This window comes from Kingella potus, from assembly GCF_900451175.1.
In the GTDB taxonomy this organism is placed as follows: domain Bacteria; phylum Pseudomonadota; class Gammaproteobacteria; order Burkholderiales; family Neisseriaceae; genus Neisseria; species Neisseria potus.
The window spans coordinates 124,916-137,779 of record NZ_UGJJ01000001.1 but is presented as its reverse complement, the minus strand read 5'-3'; the positions used below and the strand labels follow the sequence as shown (position 1 = coordinate 137,779).

Genomic DNA, 12,864 nt, shown 5'->3' with positions numbered 1-12,864 from the left:
GGTGTATCGCCCCACGACGCACGTGTTCCTTAATGCCTTAATGTTCGGATAAAAGGCCGTCTGAAAACCATTAAATACGGTTTTCAGACGGCCTTTATTTTTTAAAGCGCAGGCTTATTCCCACTCGATGGTGGCGGGCGGTTTGCCGCTCACGTCGTACACCACACGGTTGATGCCGCGCACTTCGTTGATGATGCGGTTGGATACTTTGCCCAGCAGGCTGTACGGCAGCTCCGCCCAATGCGCGGTCATAAAGTCGCTGGTAACGACTGCGCGCAGGGCAACTACGTAATCGTAAGTGCGGCCGTCGCCCATCACGCCCACGGATTTGACGGGCAGGAAGACTGCAAACGCCTGGCTGGTAAGGTCGTACCACGAAGTGCCGTTTTCATCAAAGGTGTTGCGCAATTCTTGGATAAAGATGTCGTCGGCGCGGCGCAGCAGATCGGCGTATTCTTTTTTCACTTCGCCCAAAATCCGCACGCCCAAACCGGGTCCGGGGAAGGGGTGGCGGTACACCATTTCGCGCGGCAGGCCGAGCGCCACGCCCAATTCGCGCACTTCGTCTTTAAACAGGTCGCGCAGCGGTTCGAGCAGTTTGAGTTTCATGTTTTCAGGCAGCCCGCCAACGTTGTGGTGCGATTTGATGGCGTGGGCTTTTTTGCTTTTTGCGCCCGCGCTTTCAATTACGTCGGGATAAATCGTGCCTTGCGCCAGCCATTTGGCGTTGGTGAGTTTTTTCTCTTCGGCATCAAACACTTCGATAAATTCCGCGCCGATAATTTTGCGTTTTTTCTCGGGGTCGGTAACGCCGGCGAGTTTGTCGAGAAACTGTTTTTCCGCGTCAACGTGAATTACGCGCACGCCCAAATTGCGGGCAAACATGTCCATCACCATTTTGCCTTCGTTTTGACGCAGCAGGCCGTGATCGACAAACACGCAGGTAAGCTGGTCGCCGATGGCGCGGTGGATCAGTGCGGCGGCCACGCTGGAATCAACGCCGCCCGACAAGCCCAAAATCACTTCGTCGCTGCCGACCTGTTCGCGGATTTTGGCCACGGCTTCGTCGATGTAGTTGGGCATCGTCCAGCTCGGTTTGGCCGCACAGATGTCTAAGACAAAGCGGTTGATGAGGGCGCGGCCTTGCTTGGTGTGGGTTACTTCGGGGTGGAACTGGATGCCGTAAAACTGTTTTGCGGCGTGTTCCATCATGGCGATGGGGCAGGAGGGAGTGTCGCCGATGATGCTGAAGCCTTCGGGCAGTTTCGACACTTTGTCGCCATGGCTCATCCATACGTCGAGCGTGTTCGGCAGGCCGTCTGAAAGGCCGCGCGTGAGTTCGCTGTCTATGGTTTTGACTTGGGCGTAGCCGAACTCGCGCTGGTTGCCCGGCTGCACTTCGCCTCCCAAATGGTGCGCCATAAACTGCATGCCGTAGCAGATGCCCAATACGGGAATGCCCAAGTCAAACAGGCCGGTGTCGGCCTGATAGTCGGAGTTGTAAACGGAATTGGGGCCGCCGGAGAGAATGATGCCTTTCGGATTAAAGGCCTTGATGTCGGCCAGCGGCATATCGTAAGGGTGCAGCTCGCAGTAAACATGCGCCTCGCGCACGCGGCGGGCGATGAGTTGGGTTACTTGCGAACCGAAGTCGAGAATAAGGATTTTGTCTTGGGTCATGAATGGAAGGTTTCGGGATCTGAAAACGGGGCGGGATTTTAACATAAAGGCCGGAAACGGGTTTTTACGACGATAAGTTGGGATTGGACAAATTTGAGTCTGTGGTTTAAATCCGTGCCAATAATTTAACATAATATAAATTATGCGAAATTATGATATATTTGCTAAGCAAATCAGCAGCTTGCACCTTTTTAAAATTTTTTGATAACTTTTACTATTTGGCATAAAAATGCGTATTTACTGCAAACATTGGCATTTTTAACCCTTAAAAATGCCAATTTTCAGCATTTTATTTTTGACTTCTGCAAAACTGCGTTTGTATATTGGCGGTGTTGTCGGCTGTGCGCCGTCATTCGCAGATGCGGCTTCAGCCGCGCGCGATGCGGCGGCAGCCGATGACCCCCCCCCTATCTAACAGGGGGGGAAGTTTCCAGACGGGGCAAACGCGGGTTTGTTAAGGTGCTTATTCAAAATGAATGCAGATATTGAAATTGAGCGGTTTGAAAAATACGATCAAGTAATAGTCAATGAGAAAGGCGAACTCTTGACTATTCCGCTTCGTCGCGGCTTGGCGGATTCTGCTTTTATCGATCAAATCACATTTCGTATTCATAAAGATTCACTTCACAGATTTTCAAGAGGGACGACATTTTTAGCTAAAGACTCTGATTTTATAGAGCAAATCTCATTTGAGCTTTTACAGATTTTCGGTTTTGGCGTATCCCATAAATTAAAGCATAGTGGTGGCCGTTTTTATGACGACTGTTACCAAATGGGAGATGAAGCAGTCCAATATGGCCGCGTTCATATCGGCGGCAACAATGACACTATTCTTGTTGAAATGACGGCAACAGGCTGCATGGCGGCTTTAAACGGTTGGGAATCCCGTTTATATGATTTCATCATTAAATGTTACGGTGCACGAATTACACGCATTGATTTAGCAAAGGATTTTTTCAACGGCGAATATTCACCAGAACAGGCAAAACAAGACCGATTAGACGGCCTTTTTACCCGTCATCGTGCGCGTATGCCTGCGGGTGAATCAGTTGGCACAGATTGGGAATCAGATACCCAAAAAGGCAAAACCTATTACGTTGGTTCCCGTGAATCCTCGCGCTATGTTCGTGTTTACGAAAAAGGTAAACAGCTTGGCGATGTAAGCAGCAACTGGACACGTTTTGAAGTAGAAATGAAAGCTAGAGATATTGTTATCCCATTCGATAGCCTGCTTTATCCAGGTCAATATTTCTGCGGCGCATATCCCATTTGTGAAAAATTGAGCAGAGTATCAGTAACCAAACAAGCTGATTCTGCACAAAAAATCTTTGAAATGACATTAGAGCGCGGCAAACAGTTTATTAAACGCCAATGCGGTAAATGGTTGGTTGCGTTCAAAGAGGCCTATCAAGGTCAAAAAACCAAAGAACAAATTTACGACATGCTTTCAAATGAAGACGATTTACTTCCTAAGCGTCTTCAGCCTCATGCTTTTGCTGCTGAATACTATAACCATTCTTCCGATTTTCATAATCGATCTGAATGGATGGAGCATATTTCAGAAAAAGCAGAGGCAATGAGAAGACATAATAAATTTGCTTATGATTTAACGGCTTCTGAAGATGAAGAGATTTCTAGATTGGAAGCAATCTTAGAACTCTCAAAAGAAGATCCTGATGAATGCGAACGCATTTACGGCGCAAATTGGCAGCAAAAACACTTTGGCGAAAACTCTGAAAAGTTTTTTAAATATTTTTTATAGCCTAATTAGCGCGTGGGCTTGGTGAACGCGCAAAAACTTAAAAAGGAAACATCATGCAATTACAAGTTCAAGCCTCAATCATGGGCGTAAAAAAGTTTAATGGCAACATTGACGGAAAACTATTTGACTACTGCCGCATTATTGCAGCTACTCCAATGGATGAAAGCCAAGGCAATGCTTTAGGTATGGCCTCAACAGAGTATGACTTTGGCGGCTCGGCCAATTTTGAACGGTTCAAAGGTCTGCAATTTCCCTTTGATGCTGTTTTAACCGTTGAAATGGTTGTTAGCGGTAAAGGTCAAAAATTTAAAGCCATTGATTTCAAATCTTTGAAACAAGGCGAAAAAGGATAAGGCCATGAGTGGATTAATCCGCGTCTATGTCGTCCAGTCCCTTAACTCTGGCGATTTCCTTTGTCCTTATGAGGGAGACGTTGGATTTACCCCCTATCTCTATCGTGCGGGTTTTTTCTATAACTATGAAGAAGCTGTAGAAACAGCCTTAGAAGAGATAGGTCAAAATTTCCACGTTTTTGGATTTTGGGCAGATCAAGATAAACAAGTGAATTGAGATGAACAAATTTAAACGGTTCAAACAGTTGGCAATCAAAAATAAATTGCTGACTAGACGTAAAGGTTTTTCCAGAGTTTATCGTAAAGGGATTCAAAGAAAACTTGCGTTTAAACGCATGGAATTGACTTTTTGATTTTTTTGGGCTGGCCGTTTGCCTTTGAAAACGGCAATTTCCTAACTATGGAGTAAAAATCATGCTTAAAACCATGAAAACAAAAACAGCGGCAGTAACTGCCGTATTGATGACCCTGCCGATGGCAGCAAATGCGGCATTGCCGACAACGGTAAAAGATGCCATTACTGGCGGATTTTCGGATGCAAATGAAGCTGCTGGTCTGATTATTGCGGGTCTTGCCGTTCTCTTCGGTATTTTGCTCGTTCGCCGTCTGTTGCGATAACGGCAATGGGGTATCAGGTATCGAATACCTGTTATCAGACAAGGGAAGCGGCAGAGAATGTTTATTTTTCTTCCGTTTTCCCTGTCATAACCGATAACGGCGTAAAACAAATTAACTATACCGGTAATGGCTGGTATTACGGCAGTCAAAAGCTTCAGGCGCATCTTCCTGAATGCGATCCGGCGCAAAACTATACGGCTGGTTATGAACTCATGATTGCCCTGCTTCCGACTGCGGTAGTCCTGTTTGCGGCAAAAGTAATAATTAAATTGTTGGGGTGGAAATGGTAGACGTATATTTTATAGCGGGCGCAATTCAAGCCCTAATGATAATTTTCTTCGTGATGACAGCCATATAAGGTGAAATAATGAATAAATTTGAAACAATATTTTTCATAGTGATTCAGGCGGCAATCTTCTTTTTGACGGCGGCATTCATGATTGGAGTATTTGGATAATGAAAAAATACTTGTTGGCCGTCTTTATGGCGGCTTTTTGTTTGTCTGCCTGGTCTGCTGAATGTAAGGTTTCTCGTGTTGGAACAGGTTTTCATAATGATGGTTTGGATGGTTATGCAACTCCTTTAATTCTTTATAAAGATTGTAGCGGTAATTATTTTTATAATTTAGATAAAGGATGGACTTACAATCAAAGTTTAATTCCTGATTCACGTGGTGCGCGAACGCCTGATGAAGCAAGGAAGCAGGCGGAAAAAGATGGTTCTTGTGTAAAATTTGATGGAAATAGATGTTATCCATCTCTTGATAAAAAATCTGAAAATATTTCTGGTTCTTCTAGTGATGATTCAGGGGGTTCGGGTAGTAATTCAGGCGGCGGCGGTTCGGGTGGCGGCGGCGGTTCGGGCGGTGGTTCTAAGGATACAGACTATATCCCCCCTTCTGGTGGTCAATGTCGTTTGGTTGGCCGTTCTGATGATATTTGTCCTAATGGTCTAGTTTCTACGGCGCAAGGTTATGCCTGTATTACAGGCAAGGATGCAAATGGTGGGTGGAAATGGGGAGAAGTAATTAATATGAAATCAAATAATTATTTTATTTGTGATGACTCCTGTTTTTCCGGTTCTGTTCGTTTTGGGCTAGATAAAGGTGGTAAAGCAGTTTGTAAGCGTGAAATGAGTGATGAAAATCAAAACGATAAACAAGATAAAAAAGAAGAAGAGAAAAAGCAGGATGAAAAGGACAACAGTAAAGACGATAAGAATGGAGGAGAGTCAGACAAAGATGCAAAAAAAAGCCAGGATGGTAAAGAAGACGGCGGCAAATCCGACAATAAGGCCATTTTGCAGGGCATGGGTGGCATTTTAGATTCTCTTGGTCAAATAAATAAGACATTGAATAATATAAGTAAATATATTGGAAATTTGCAAGGGGAAAGAATCGGAAAGGGTTCGGGTATAAGTGAAGGAGACGGGAAAGGTAAAGGACAAGGGGAAAAAGATGCGGGCGGGCGCTGTAAAGGAGAAGATAAAGATACATTAGGCTGTTTAAAAATTAATGATTTGGGTCTTGATAGTGATAGTAATGGTGATATTAATAGTTCAGGAATACTTCCCAAAAAGGAAAAAAAATTAGTTTTTAAATTTGATAATTTTTTAGGTGCAGAAAAAATTCAATGTCCTGCTCCGAGAATTTTAGATTTGAGGTTTTATAGAATTACATTGTCTTATAATTGGCTTTGTGATGTTTTAAGGAGTGTTCGCGGTATCGTGATAATGGTATTTTCTCTATCAGGTATGCTTTTTGTTTTAAGGGATTTGAAATAATTTTTTATATTTATGGAGTTTAAATAATGGCTTTACCTCTTATTCCTGCTATTGGTGCTCTTCTTGCGGGTATTTTTATAAAAAAATTAATCCTTTCTTTTGGTTTTGCTGCTGTAACTTATGTTGGTTTTGATTATTTTTTTGATATTTTGAAACGTTATTTTTATGAGGGTTATTATTCTTTACCTCTTGATTTAATTATTTTGCTTGATATTGGTGGTTTTAAGCAGGGGATAGGGATTTTGTTTGGCTGTATTAATTTTAAAGTTGCTTCTATGATTTTAACTAGATTAGAAAGTAATTTGACTTAGGTATAATTATGATTTATTTAATCACAGGTTCTCCAGGTACGGGTAAAACCTCAATGGTGGTAGATATGATTTTGAACAATGCAGATGGATTGTTTAAAATGGAAACTGAAGACGGTACTTTAATAGATCGTCCGCTCTATTTCTGTCATATAGACGGGCTGAATACAAAAAAATTTAAAGCCCATGAATTGAGTGAAGAAGATATACAGTCCGCTCCATTGTCCGATCTTGTACCGGAAGGGTCTATTGTGATTGTTGATGAAGCTGATTACACTTATCCAGTTCGCTCTGCTGCTGCGGCAGTTCCTCCCTATATCAAAACCCTTAAAGAGCTGCGTCATCACGGATATACATTAATCCTGATGGTGCAGCATCCTACTATGATAGATAAATATGTCCGTCAATTAGTCGGCAAGCATATACATCTTGAGAGAAAAGTGATTGGAACAAAACGCTATGAGTGGTTTAGATGTGAGGAGACGCTTAATACAACAGCATTTGCTTCTGCAATCGGCAGCAATTACACCCCGCCTAAGGCAGCTTTTAAATATTACAAATCGGCCTCTAAACACATAAAATTTAAGAAAAAAATCCATCCCGTTTTTTTCTTCATTCCTGCCGCAATAGCCTTTATGTTTTATCTTGGCGTTCCGCTCTTCTCCAAATGGCTCGGCAACGCCGATCCAAAAGCGCAGGAAACCGCCAAAATTGAGCGGGAAACGCCGCAAAATCAAACGGCAGACCCTACCATTCATACGGAAAAACCGCAGGAAATGCAGCCTATGCAGGCCGCTGCGTCAATTCCCGAATTTTCCCCCGAATATTACAAGCCTCGAGTAGAAGACAAACCAGAAACCGCCCCTATTTATGATAGTGTCCGCGCTGTTCGCGGTTTTGAAATTGTAGCCGCTTGCGTGGAATCGTTGAAATCATGTAATTGCTATTCGCAGCAAGGGACACTAATAGAAATTTCTGCAAAAACGTGCAAAAAACATATTAAAGACGGCATATTTAATCCATATAAAGAGGAAATTCAAGATGCCGAACATTACTCTGTAGCGCAGCAAAATATAAACAGAGAGCAGGGCGGAAGCGTTTTAGTAATGGGTGGGCGTGATAAATATTTGCCTGCTCCGTCATTTGGAAATGGTCCGCCAGCGCAGTAACTGGGTGGGTTTCGCCGCTGGCCGAAGGCAAAAAAATGGCAGTTTGTTCGTGATTTTTTCAAAATCAAATTACATTTTGAAAGAAATCCCGAAAAACCGCCCTACCCTTTCGGTGCGGCGGATTGGGTGGGAAGTAAAGGCCGCCTGAAAATTCAGACGGCCTATTTAATTAATTAAAAAAGTGTTTTATTAACTGAAATTCTGCCGATATGTCTTTTTGTTTTGTTTGTGAAAATTTCCAAATCTACAAAATCTACTCTGATTTTCGTATATTCATGGGGAAAATCCTTATAAATAAATACGTCGAATTTTTCGCTTGCTTCTGTAATTGCTTCATTTATTCCGCAGGATAATACTCTGTTTTTTATATAGTTTCTGATTCTGTCAATTTTTTTCATTTTGATATTCCTTAAATTTAGGGTGGGTAAAGCATGAATTGAAATGCTTTATGTGGCGGTTTGTTTTCAGTTTTTTCAAAATCAAATTACATTTTGAAAGAAACTGAAAAAAACCGTCTTCATTTCAAAAGTGCTTAGGGTGGGCAGCGCGTGCCGCCCGAAAACTCGGGCGGTTGCGCTTTATTTATTCAGGAGTAAATCGCGCATATACTCTAGGGCGTAATCTACGGCCTCCATGTAATGCCGGAATACGGGTAGATTTTTTTGTTCAATGTAAAATTCTGCGATTCCAAGTAATATAATTTTCGCATCTGCCTTTGTGAAAGGCCGGTTATAAAGCGGTTCGTCGTTTCCGGCTTCGTTTAGGCGCATGATGAAGCCTGTTTCATCATCGTGCCAATAAACGGGACCGTAACAGCCTCCCCTTTCGCACTCTTTAATAAAATAAAGAATTAAGTCGTCTGCGTCATATTCTGCAAATTCAAGTTTTTCAGTATTGAAATAATAGTACATAACAAATTTCCTTAACTATGGTTAAAAAGGTATGCCCCCATACAGCTCGGGACTGGAGGAGCTGGCGGCGGGGCAAACAGCTAGTGAAGTTACAAGGCCGCTTTGATTCGGGCGGGGTTTATAGCTGTCGGTCCAGTTATCGCAGTTCGTATGGGGCGGAGTGTTTCAAAAAAATTTGGATTGGAAAGTAAAGCGGAAGGTTTGTAGCGAAATGTAAAGAGCATGGGAAAGCCTACTTGCTTTCTCATGCTCTTTACATTTCGTTATGAATACCGCTTTACTTTCCAATCCAAATTTTTTTTAATCACGTAGACCCATATGAACGCCTGCGATGACTGGGCTGACAGCCCCCGCCCGAATCAAAGCGGCCTTGTAACGTAACGGGTTGCTGCTCGGCCTTGTGCCAGCATCTCCGGTACCGAAAAAAAAGGGTGGGAGTGATGCGCTCGAAAGGCAAAAAGTGGCGGTTTGTTTCCAGTTTTTTCAAAATCAAATGATATTTTGAAAGAAACTGGAAAAAACAGCCTACCCTTTCGGGTGCGTCGCGTTTGGGTGGGTTTAAAAGGGATGGGAGAGCCGGAAAGGCAAAAGCCCTTTTGCTTTCGTCTTTCCGGCTGGGTGGGACATAATGCAACCGGAGGGCGCAGAGCTTAGGGATTAGAACACCCGTGCGAAAATGAAAACGGCCGATCATATCATCGGCCGTTTTTAGTTGAGTTGTGTTAGTGGGTGTAGTTTAGCCACTTTACAGAATTCAAGCCCGACCCCGCCCGCTGGCGGGGGAAGCTAAAAAAAAGAACGCCCCAAAGGGCGAAGGTTAAGCGCAGCGCGAAGCGAAGCGGAGAAGGGAGGGAAAACACTTGCGTAAAAGCATCTTCTTTGTAGCAAGTGTTAGGGTGGGTTCAATAGAAAAAAAAGCGGGGTTCAGGTATTACCGCCCTGCCCTTTCTCCTTTTGTTCGGCCAGCTTTTGCAATGCTGCAAGCATATCAAGTTTAATTTGTTGGTCTTTTGCTTTTTCTGCTTTTTTTTCTTTTTCGTATTGCATGGCTATTTTGCAACCGAAGTAAATAAGGGCAATCGTTACGATGATTGAAAATACGGAGATTGTTAGCCCGCTGAATATCATGAATTTTGAAACTTCCATTTAGTTTTTTTCCTTTGTTTCATCCAAAAAGGGTTTTAATTGTTCAAAAAATTCATTTTCCGTTTTTTTGAGTAGTGCATTTAATTCTATTTCTGCAATTTGGTCTTGTTTTTTGCACCATTTGAAAAACAGGCCATCAAAAATTAATTCTATGACGATTATCAGCCCAATGCCGATTGCCCCTATTAAAAATATGTAGAACGCCATCTGTTAAATTTCCCGTAAAAGTGTTGTTTAAATGTGAAATTTGAGCTTATCATAAATTTGCAATTTTGTGCTAAAATTTTCTAATGCATTGAAATTACACATAATATAAATTATGCGAACTCAAAACAGCCGCCATGCGGGCGGGGTTTCAGACGGCCTCAAACGTTGCGGATTGTGATTTTTCCGTTCGAACAACTCGAAGATTTCTTTTTCCAGCTTGAAAGCCTTTTGCCGGATGCCGCGTTTTTCCTCGCTGCGGCGGTTGATTTCCGAACGGGTTAAAGCCATCTTTTTTCCTTGATTCGTTATGGAGATTTAAGTAATATTGGGACTAGGCGGCAGCTGAACCCGCCGCCTAGCTGGTTAGTCCTTAATAAGCTTTACCGCTTAACAGCAAAAGGACAACCAAGATGAGAATCTGAAGATGCAGCTTCATTTTCTTCTCCCAGTTGAGCCCTACTCCGGTAGGGCTTTTCCCGTTGTTGAACCATTCAGTCGGCAATTTCCAGCGCAAAGGCCAGCGGCAGCCGTCCGCTGCGGTATTGGCTGATGCGGGCGGATGAAACCGACCAATGCCGGGCAAGCGCGTAATCGGAGAGGATTCCCGCGCGGGATTTGAACAAATCCAGCCATTGCGAAGCGTTACGCATGACAAAACAAAGCCTTACATGAGAATGTAAGGCTTATTTTACGGACGGCGGCAAAAGCCCGCCACCTTAGCAAATGCTGGCGACTCGCTGACGGGGTTTCAGACGGCCTGATATTTCGTTCAGACTTCGTTGCGGGCGCGGTGGATGGTTTCTTTCATTTGGCGGACGGCGGCGGGCAGGCCGAGAAACAGGGCTTGGGCGATGAGGGCGTGGCCGATGTTGAGTTCGGACACCGGCAGGATTTTTGCGATCGGGGCAACGTTGTGGATGTTGAGGCCGTGGCCGGCATTGACAATCAGGCCGCGCTCGGAAGCGAAATATGCGCCCTCTTCTATCCGCGCCAGTTCGCGGGAGCGTTCGTTGTGTCCGGCTGCGTCGGCGTATGCGCCGGTGTGCAGTTCGACGACAGGGGCTCCTGCGTCGGCGGCGGCTTGGATTTGGGCTTCGTCGGCATCGATAAATAGGGAGACACGTATGCCGGCTTGGCTGAGGATGCGGGTGTAATCGGCAATTTTCCGCTGCTGTGCGCGTACGTCCAGGCCGCCTTCGGTGGTAATTTCCTGCCGTTTTTCGGGGACGATGCATACGTCTTGCGGACGGATGCGCAGGGCGTGTTCGAGCATTTCTTCGGTGAGTGCCATTTCCAGGTTGATGTGGGTGCGTACGGCACGGGCGATGGCGGCTACGTCGTCGTCTCGGATGTGGCGGCGGTCTTCGCGCAGGTGGAGGGTGATGTAGTCTGCGCCGTGGGTTTCGGCGGTAAGCGCGGCTTCGAGCGGGCTGGGATAGGTGGTGCCGCGTGCGTTGCGCAGGGTGGCGACGTGGTCGATGTTGATTCCTAACAGCATGGGTGTTCTTTCGGAGTTGGTTTGGAAACGGGCGGATGGTGTTTTCAGACGGCCTCCGGGGTGTCGGATGCCGTCTGAAAATAGGTTTACGGCACGGCCAGTACGGCGCAGTCGCACAGGTCGCTGCTTTCAAAGGCGGTGTGCTGCCCTGCCCTCAGGCCGGGGATGGGAAACAGGCGGACGGTGAGGGGTTTGTTCAGGCGGTAGGCCATGACGGCGGTGTCGCGCATGATGGCGGCGGTTTTTTCGGGCGGGGTGTCGCCGGGTATGGGGACGGTGTCGAGGCCGATGCCGCAGACGCTGCTGTATGTGAGCAGGGCGCGGATGTCGAAGCTGCCGGCGCGGGCGGCAGCAGCGAGGCCTTCATCTTCGGCGGGTGCGAGCATCAGGCCGCAGAAGCCCTGCATTCGGATGTTTTGCTGTGATTTGAACACGCGGGTAAGGAGTGCGGAGGCTTCGACTGTACCCGCCGCACCGAAATACGGTACGCGCAGCAGGCGGTAGATTTCTACTATGGAGGTGCAGTTTTTCGAGGGTGCGGCGGAAGTATCGATGCCGGCGTATGTCCAGTTTTTGACCGCTGCGCTGTGTTCTTCTGCTAGGTTGTGGATGCGGCTTGTGTGGTATTGCAGCGCGGCGCGCATGGCGTGGCAGGCCGTCTGAAAATAAGCGGTGTGTTCCTGCTGCGGGTTGGCGATATTGCGCAGGGCGGCGGCGAGCAGGGCGGGGGTTTCGAGGCCGACGACGAGGCAGTTGCCGTTTGCGCTGCGGTGGTAGCCGGCGGGAAAGTAGGGAATCAGCGGCGGGCAGTTGAAATTGACGGTGAAGTTGAAGTTGCCTTCGCCGCGCGGCGTGGTGCGGGCGATGTCGTTGATGACGGCGGCGCAGCGGAGGATGGTTTCGTTGTCGGGCAGGCCGTTTTCGTCTGCTTCGATATTGACGCAGGCGTTGCACAGGTCGCCGTATTCGCGGATGAGCGCGGGCAGGAGGGCGGTTTCTGCGGCGGTGCGTGCTTCGCCGGCGGCAAAACGGATGCGCAGGCCGCTGCGGTTGAGGCGTTGCAGGATGGCGCGGATGGCGGCGAAGCCGGATCGGGCGGCGGCCGGACTGCCGGTGTCGAGGTATTCGCCGAATGGGTTGGAAACGATGCGCAGGGTTTGGACGGTGTAGCCGGCCGTCTGAAAAACGGCGGCGAGGCTGCGGCATTGTTGTTCGGCATCGGCCAGTACGTTTTCCCATTGTGTGCTGTCGGGCGGCAGGGTGGTGAAGGCGGTTACGGTGCGGACGCGGCAGAGTGCGGGCGATTGCAGGTTGGCGGTCATGTTTTTTTCTTTGCTGTGTGTGGCGGACGGGGTTTTCAGACAGTTCCGTCAGGCTTGGCGGCTTGCTGTTTGCCGTACGGCTGCCGGTATGCTTTTGTTCAAAAGGAG

The 12,864-nt window shown here is 46.5% G+C and carries 17 protein-coding genes; 8 read left to right on the top strand and 9 right to left on the bottom strand.

Features of this window, described 5'->3' with window-relative positions; translation table 11 throughout:
* Positions 1–114: 114 nt before the first annotated feature.
* Positions 115–1,680 (bottom strand): glutamine-hydrolyzing GMP synthase, encoded by a 1,566-nt coding sequence (gene guaA / locus DYE40_RS00695; protein ID WP_115307294.1) that lies wholly within the window; start codon positions 1,678–1,680, stop codon positions 115–117.
* Between the two features lie 472 nt (positions 1,681–2,152).
* On the opposite strand from guaA, the gene DYE40_RS00690 reads away from it, so the two are divergent.
* The 8 genes from DYE40_RS00690 (at position 2,153) to DYE40_RS00650 (ending at position 7,672) form a co-directional block, all read left to right on the top strand.
* Positions 2,153–3,442 (top strand): replication initiation factor domain-containing protein, encoded by a 1,290-nt coding sequence (locus DYE40_RS00690; RefSeq protein ID WP_115307293.1) that lies wholly within the window; start codon positions 2,153–2,155, stop codon positions 3,440–3,442.
* 53 nt (positions 3,443–3,495) lie between these two features.
* Positions 3,496–3,795 carry a hypothetical protein gene (locus DYE40_RS00685; RefSeq protein ID WP_115307292.1) on the top strand — a complete coding sequence of 100 codons (300 nt, stop codon included), beginning with the start codon at positions 3,496–3,498 and terminating at the stop codon, positions 3,793–3,795.
* A gap of 4 nt (positions 3,796–3,799) precedes the next feature.
* Positions 3,800–4,012: a hypothetical protein gene (locus tag DYE40_RS00680; RefSeq protein WP_115307291.1), complete on the top strand. Its 213-nt coding sequence runs from the start codon at positions 3,800–3,802 to the stop codon at positions 4,010–4,012.
* Positions 4,013–4,209: 197 nt separating this feature from the next.
* The gene (locus DYE40_RS12100; RefSeq protein WP_147286537.1) at positions 4,210–4,413 is read left to right on the top strand and encodes a major capsid protein; all 204 of its coding nucleotides are present in this window, start codon (positions 4,210–4,212) and stop codon (positions 4,411–4,413) included.
* Positions 4,414–4,418: 5 nt separating this feature from the next.
* A complete protein-coding gene (locus DYE40_RS00675) occupies positions 4,419–4,703 on the top strand; it encodes a hypothetical protein (RefSeq protein WP_115307290.1) in 285 nt (94 codons plus the stop codon).
* 166 nt (positions 4,704–4,869) lie between these two features.
* The gene (locus tag DYE40_RS12095; RefSeq protein WP_147286536.1) at positions 4,870–6,195 is read left to right on the top strand and encodes a virulence factor TspB C-terminal domain-related protein; all 1,326 of its coding nucleotides are present in this window, start codon (positions 4,870–4,872) and stop codon (positions 6,193–6,195) included.
* 26 nt (positions 6,196–6,221) lie between these two features.
* Positions 6,222–6,506: a DUF2523 family protein gene (locus DYE40_RS00655; protein ID WP_115307286.1), complete on the top strand. Its 285-nt coding sequence runs from the start codon at positions 6,222–6,224 to the stop codon at positions 6,504–6,506.
* A gap of 8 nt (positions 6,507–6,514) precedes the next feature.
* The gene (locus tag DYE40_RS00650) at positions 6,515–7,672 is read left to right on the top strand and encodes a zonular occludens toxin domain-containing protein (protein ID WP_115307285.1); all 1,158 of its coding nucleotides are present in this window, start codon (positions 6,515–6,517) and stop codon (positions 7,670–7,672) included.
* A gap of 173 nt (positions 7,673–7,845) precedes the next feature.
* On the opposite strand, the gene DYE40_RS00645 is transcribed toward DYE40_RS00650, so the two are convergent.
* From DYE40_RS00645 to DYE40_RS00615, 8 genes are all read right to left on the bottom strand, one after another.
* Positions 7,846–8,070, bottom strand: coding sequence for a hypothetical protein (locus DYE40_RS00645; RefSeq protein WP_115307284.1), 225 nt, complete (start codon positions 8,068–8,070; stop codon positions 7,846–7,848).
* A 180-nt stretch (positions 8,071–8,250) separates the two neighbouring features.
* Positions 8,251–8,583, bottom strand: a complete 333-nt coding sequence (locus tag DYE40_RS00640; RefSeq protein ID WP_115307283.1) for a hypothetical protein — start codon at positions 8,581–8,583, stop codon at positions 8,251–8,253.
* A gap of 924 nt (positions 8,584–9,507) precedes the next feature.
* Complete coding sequence (locus DYE40_RS00635) at positions 9,508–9,729, bottom strand: hypothetical protein (protein WP_115307282.1); 222 nt, start codon at positions 9,727–9,729, stop codon at positions 9,508–9,510.
* Positions 9,730–9,936, bottom strand: coding sequence for a hypothetical protein (locus DYE40_RS00630; protein ID WP_115307281.1), 207 nt, complete (start codon positions 9,934–9,936; stop codon positions 9,730–9,732). It abuts the gene before it with no gap.
* A 120-nt stretch (positions 9,937–10,056) separates the two neighbouring features.
* Positions 10,057–10,224: a hypothetical protein gene (locus tag DYE40_RS12460; RefSeq protein ID WP_172461178.1), complete on the bottom strand. Its 168-nt coding sequence runs from the start codon at positions 10,222–10,224 to the stop codon at positions 10,057–10,059.
* 203 nt (positions 10,225–10,427) lie between these two features.
* Complete coding sequence (locus DYE40_RS00625) at positions 10,428–10,586, bottom strand: hypothetical protein (protein WP_244733101.1); 159 nt, start codon at positions 10,584–10,586, stop codon at positions 10,428–10,430.
* A gap of 119 nt (positions 10,587–10,705) precedes the next feature.
* Positions 10,706–11,434: a pyridoxine 5'-phosphate synthase gene (gene pdxJ / locus DYE40_RS00620; RefSeq protein WP_115307280.1), complete on the bottom strand. Its 729-nt coding sequence runs from the start codon at positions 11,432–11,434 to the stop codon at positions 10,706–10,708.
* An 86-nt stretch (positions 11,435–11,520) separates the two neighbouring features.
* Positions 11,521–12,756, bottom strand: coding sequence for a DUF711 family protein (locus DYE40_RS00615; protein ID WP_115307279.1), 1,236 nt, complete (start codon positions 12,754–12,756; stop codon positions 11,521–11,523).
* Positions 12,757–12,864 lie beyond the last annotated feature (108 nt).

Coding starts and splice junctions, on each gene's coding strand:
- DYE40_RS00635 (WP_115307282.1), bottom strand. CDS start 9,729: ATGGAAGTTTCAAAATTCATGATATTCAGCGGGCTAACAATCTCCGTA.
- guaA (WP_115307294.1), bottom strand. CDS start 1,680: ATGACCCAAGACAAAATCCTTATTCTCGACTTCGGTTCGCAAGTAACC.
- DYE40_RS12095 (WP_147286536.1), top strand. CDS start 4,870: ATGAAAAAATACTTGTTGGCCGTCTTTATGGCGGCTTTTTGTTTGTCT.
- DYE40_RS00625 (WP_244733101.1), bottom strand. CDS start 10,586: ATGCGTAACGCTTCGCAATGGCTGGATTTGTTCAAATCCCGCGCGGGA.
- DYE40_RS00615 (WP_115307279.1), bottom strand. CDS start 12,756: ATGACCGCCAACCTGCAATCGCCCGCACTCTGCCGCGTCCGCACCGTA.
- DYE40_RS00690 (WP_115307293.1), top strand. CDS start 2,153: ATGAATGCAGATATTGAAATTGAGCGGTTTGAAAAATACGATCAAGTA.
- DYE40_RS00630 (WP_115307281.1), bottom strand. CDS start 9,936: ATGGCGTTCTACATATTTTTAATAGGGGCAATCGGCATTGGGCTGATA.
- DYE40_RS12100 (WP_147286537.1), top strand. CDS start 4,210: ATGCTTAAAACCATGAAAACAAAAACAGCGGCAGTAACTGCCGTATTG.
- DYE40_RS00680 (WP_115307291.1), top strand. CDS start 3,800: ATGAGTGGATTAATCCGCGTCTATGTCGTCCAGTCCCTTAACTCTGGC.
- DYE40_RS12460 (WP_172461178.1), bottom strand. CDS start 10,224: ATGGCTTTAACCCGTTCGGAAATCAACCGCCGCAGCGAGGAAAAACGC.
- DYE40_RS00685 (WP_115307292.1), top strand. CDS start 3,496: ATGCAATTACAAGTTCAAGCCTCAATCATGGGCGTAAAAAAGTTTAAT.
- DYE40_RS00655 (WP_115307286.1), top strand. CDS start 6,222: ATGGCTTTACCTCTTATTCCTGCTATTGGTGCTCTTCTTGCGGGTATT.
- DYE40_RS00675 (WP_115307290.1), top strand. CDS start 4,419: ATGGGGTATCAGGTATCGAATACCTGTTATCAGACAAGGGAAGCGGCA.
- pdxJ (WP_115307280.1), bottom strand. CDS start 11,434: ATGCTGTTAGGAATCAACATCGACCACGTCGCCACCCTGCGCAACGCA.
- DYE40_RS00645 (WP_115307284.1), bottom strand. CDS start 8,070: ATGAAAAAAATTGACAGAATCAGAAACTATATAAAAAACAGAGTATTA.
- DYE40_RS00640 (WP_115307283.1), bottom strand. CDS start 8,583: ATGTACTATTATTTCAATACTGAAAAACTTGAATTTGCAGAATATGAC.
- DYE40_RS00650 (WP_115307285.1), top strand. CDS start 6,515: ATGATTTATTTAATCACAGGTTCTCCAGGTACGGGTAAAACCTCAATG.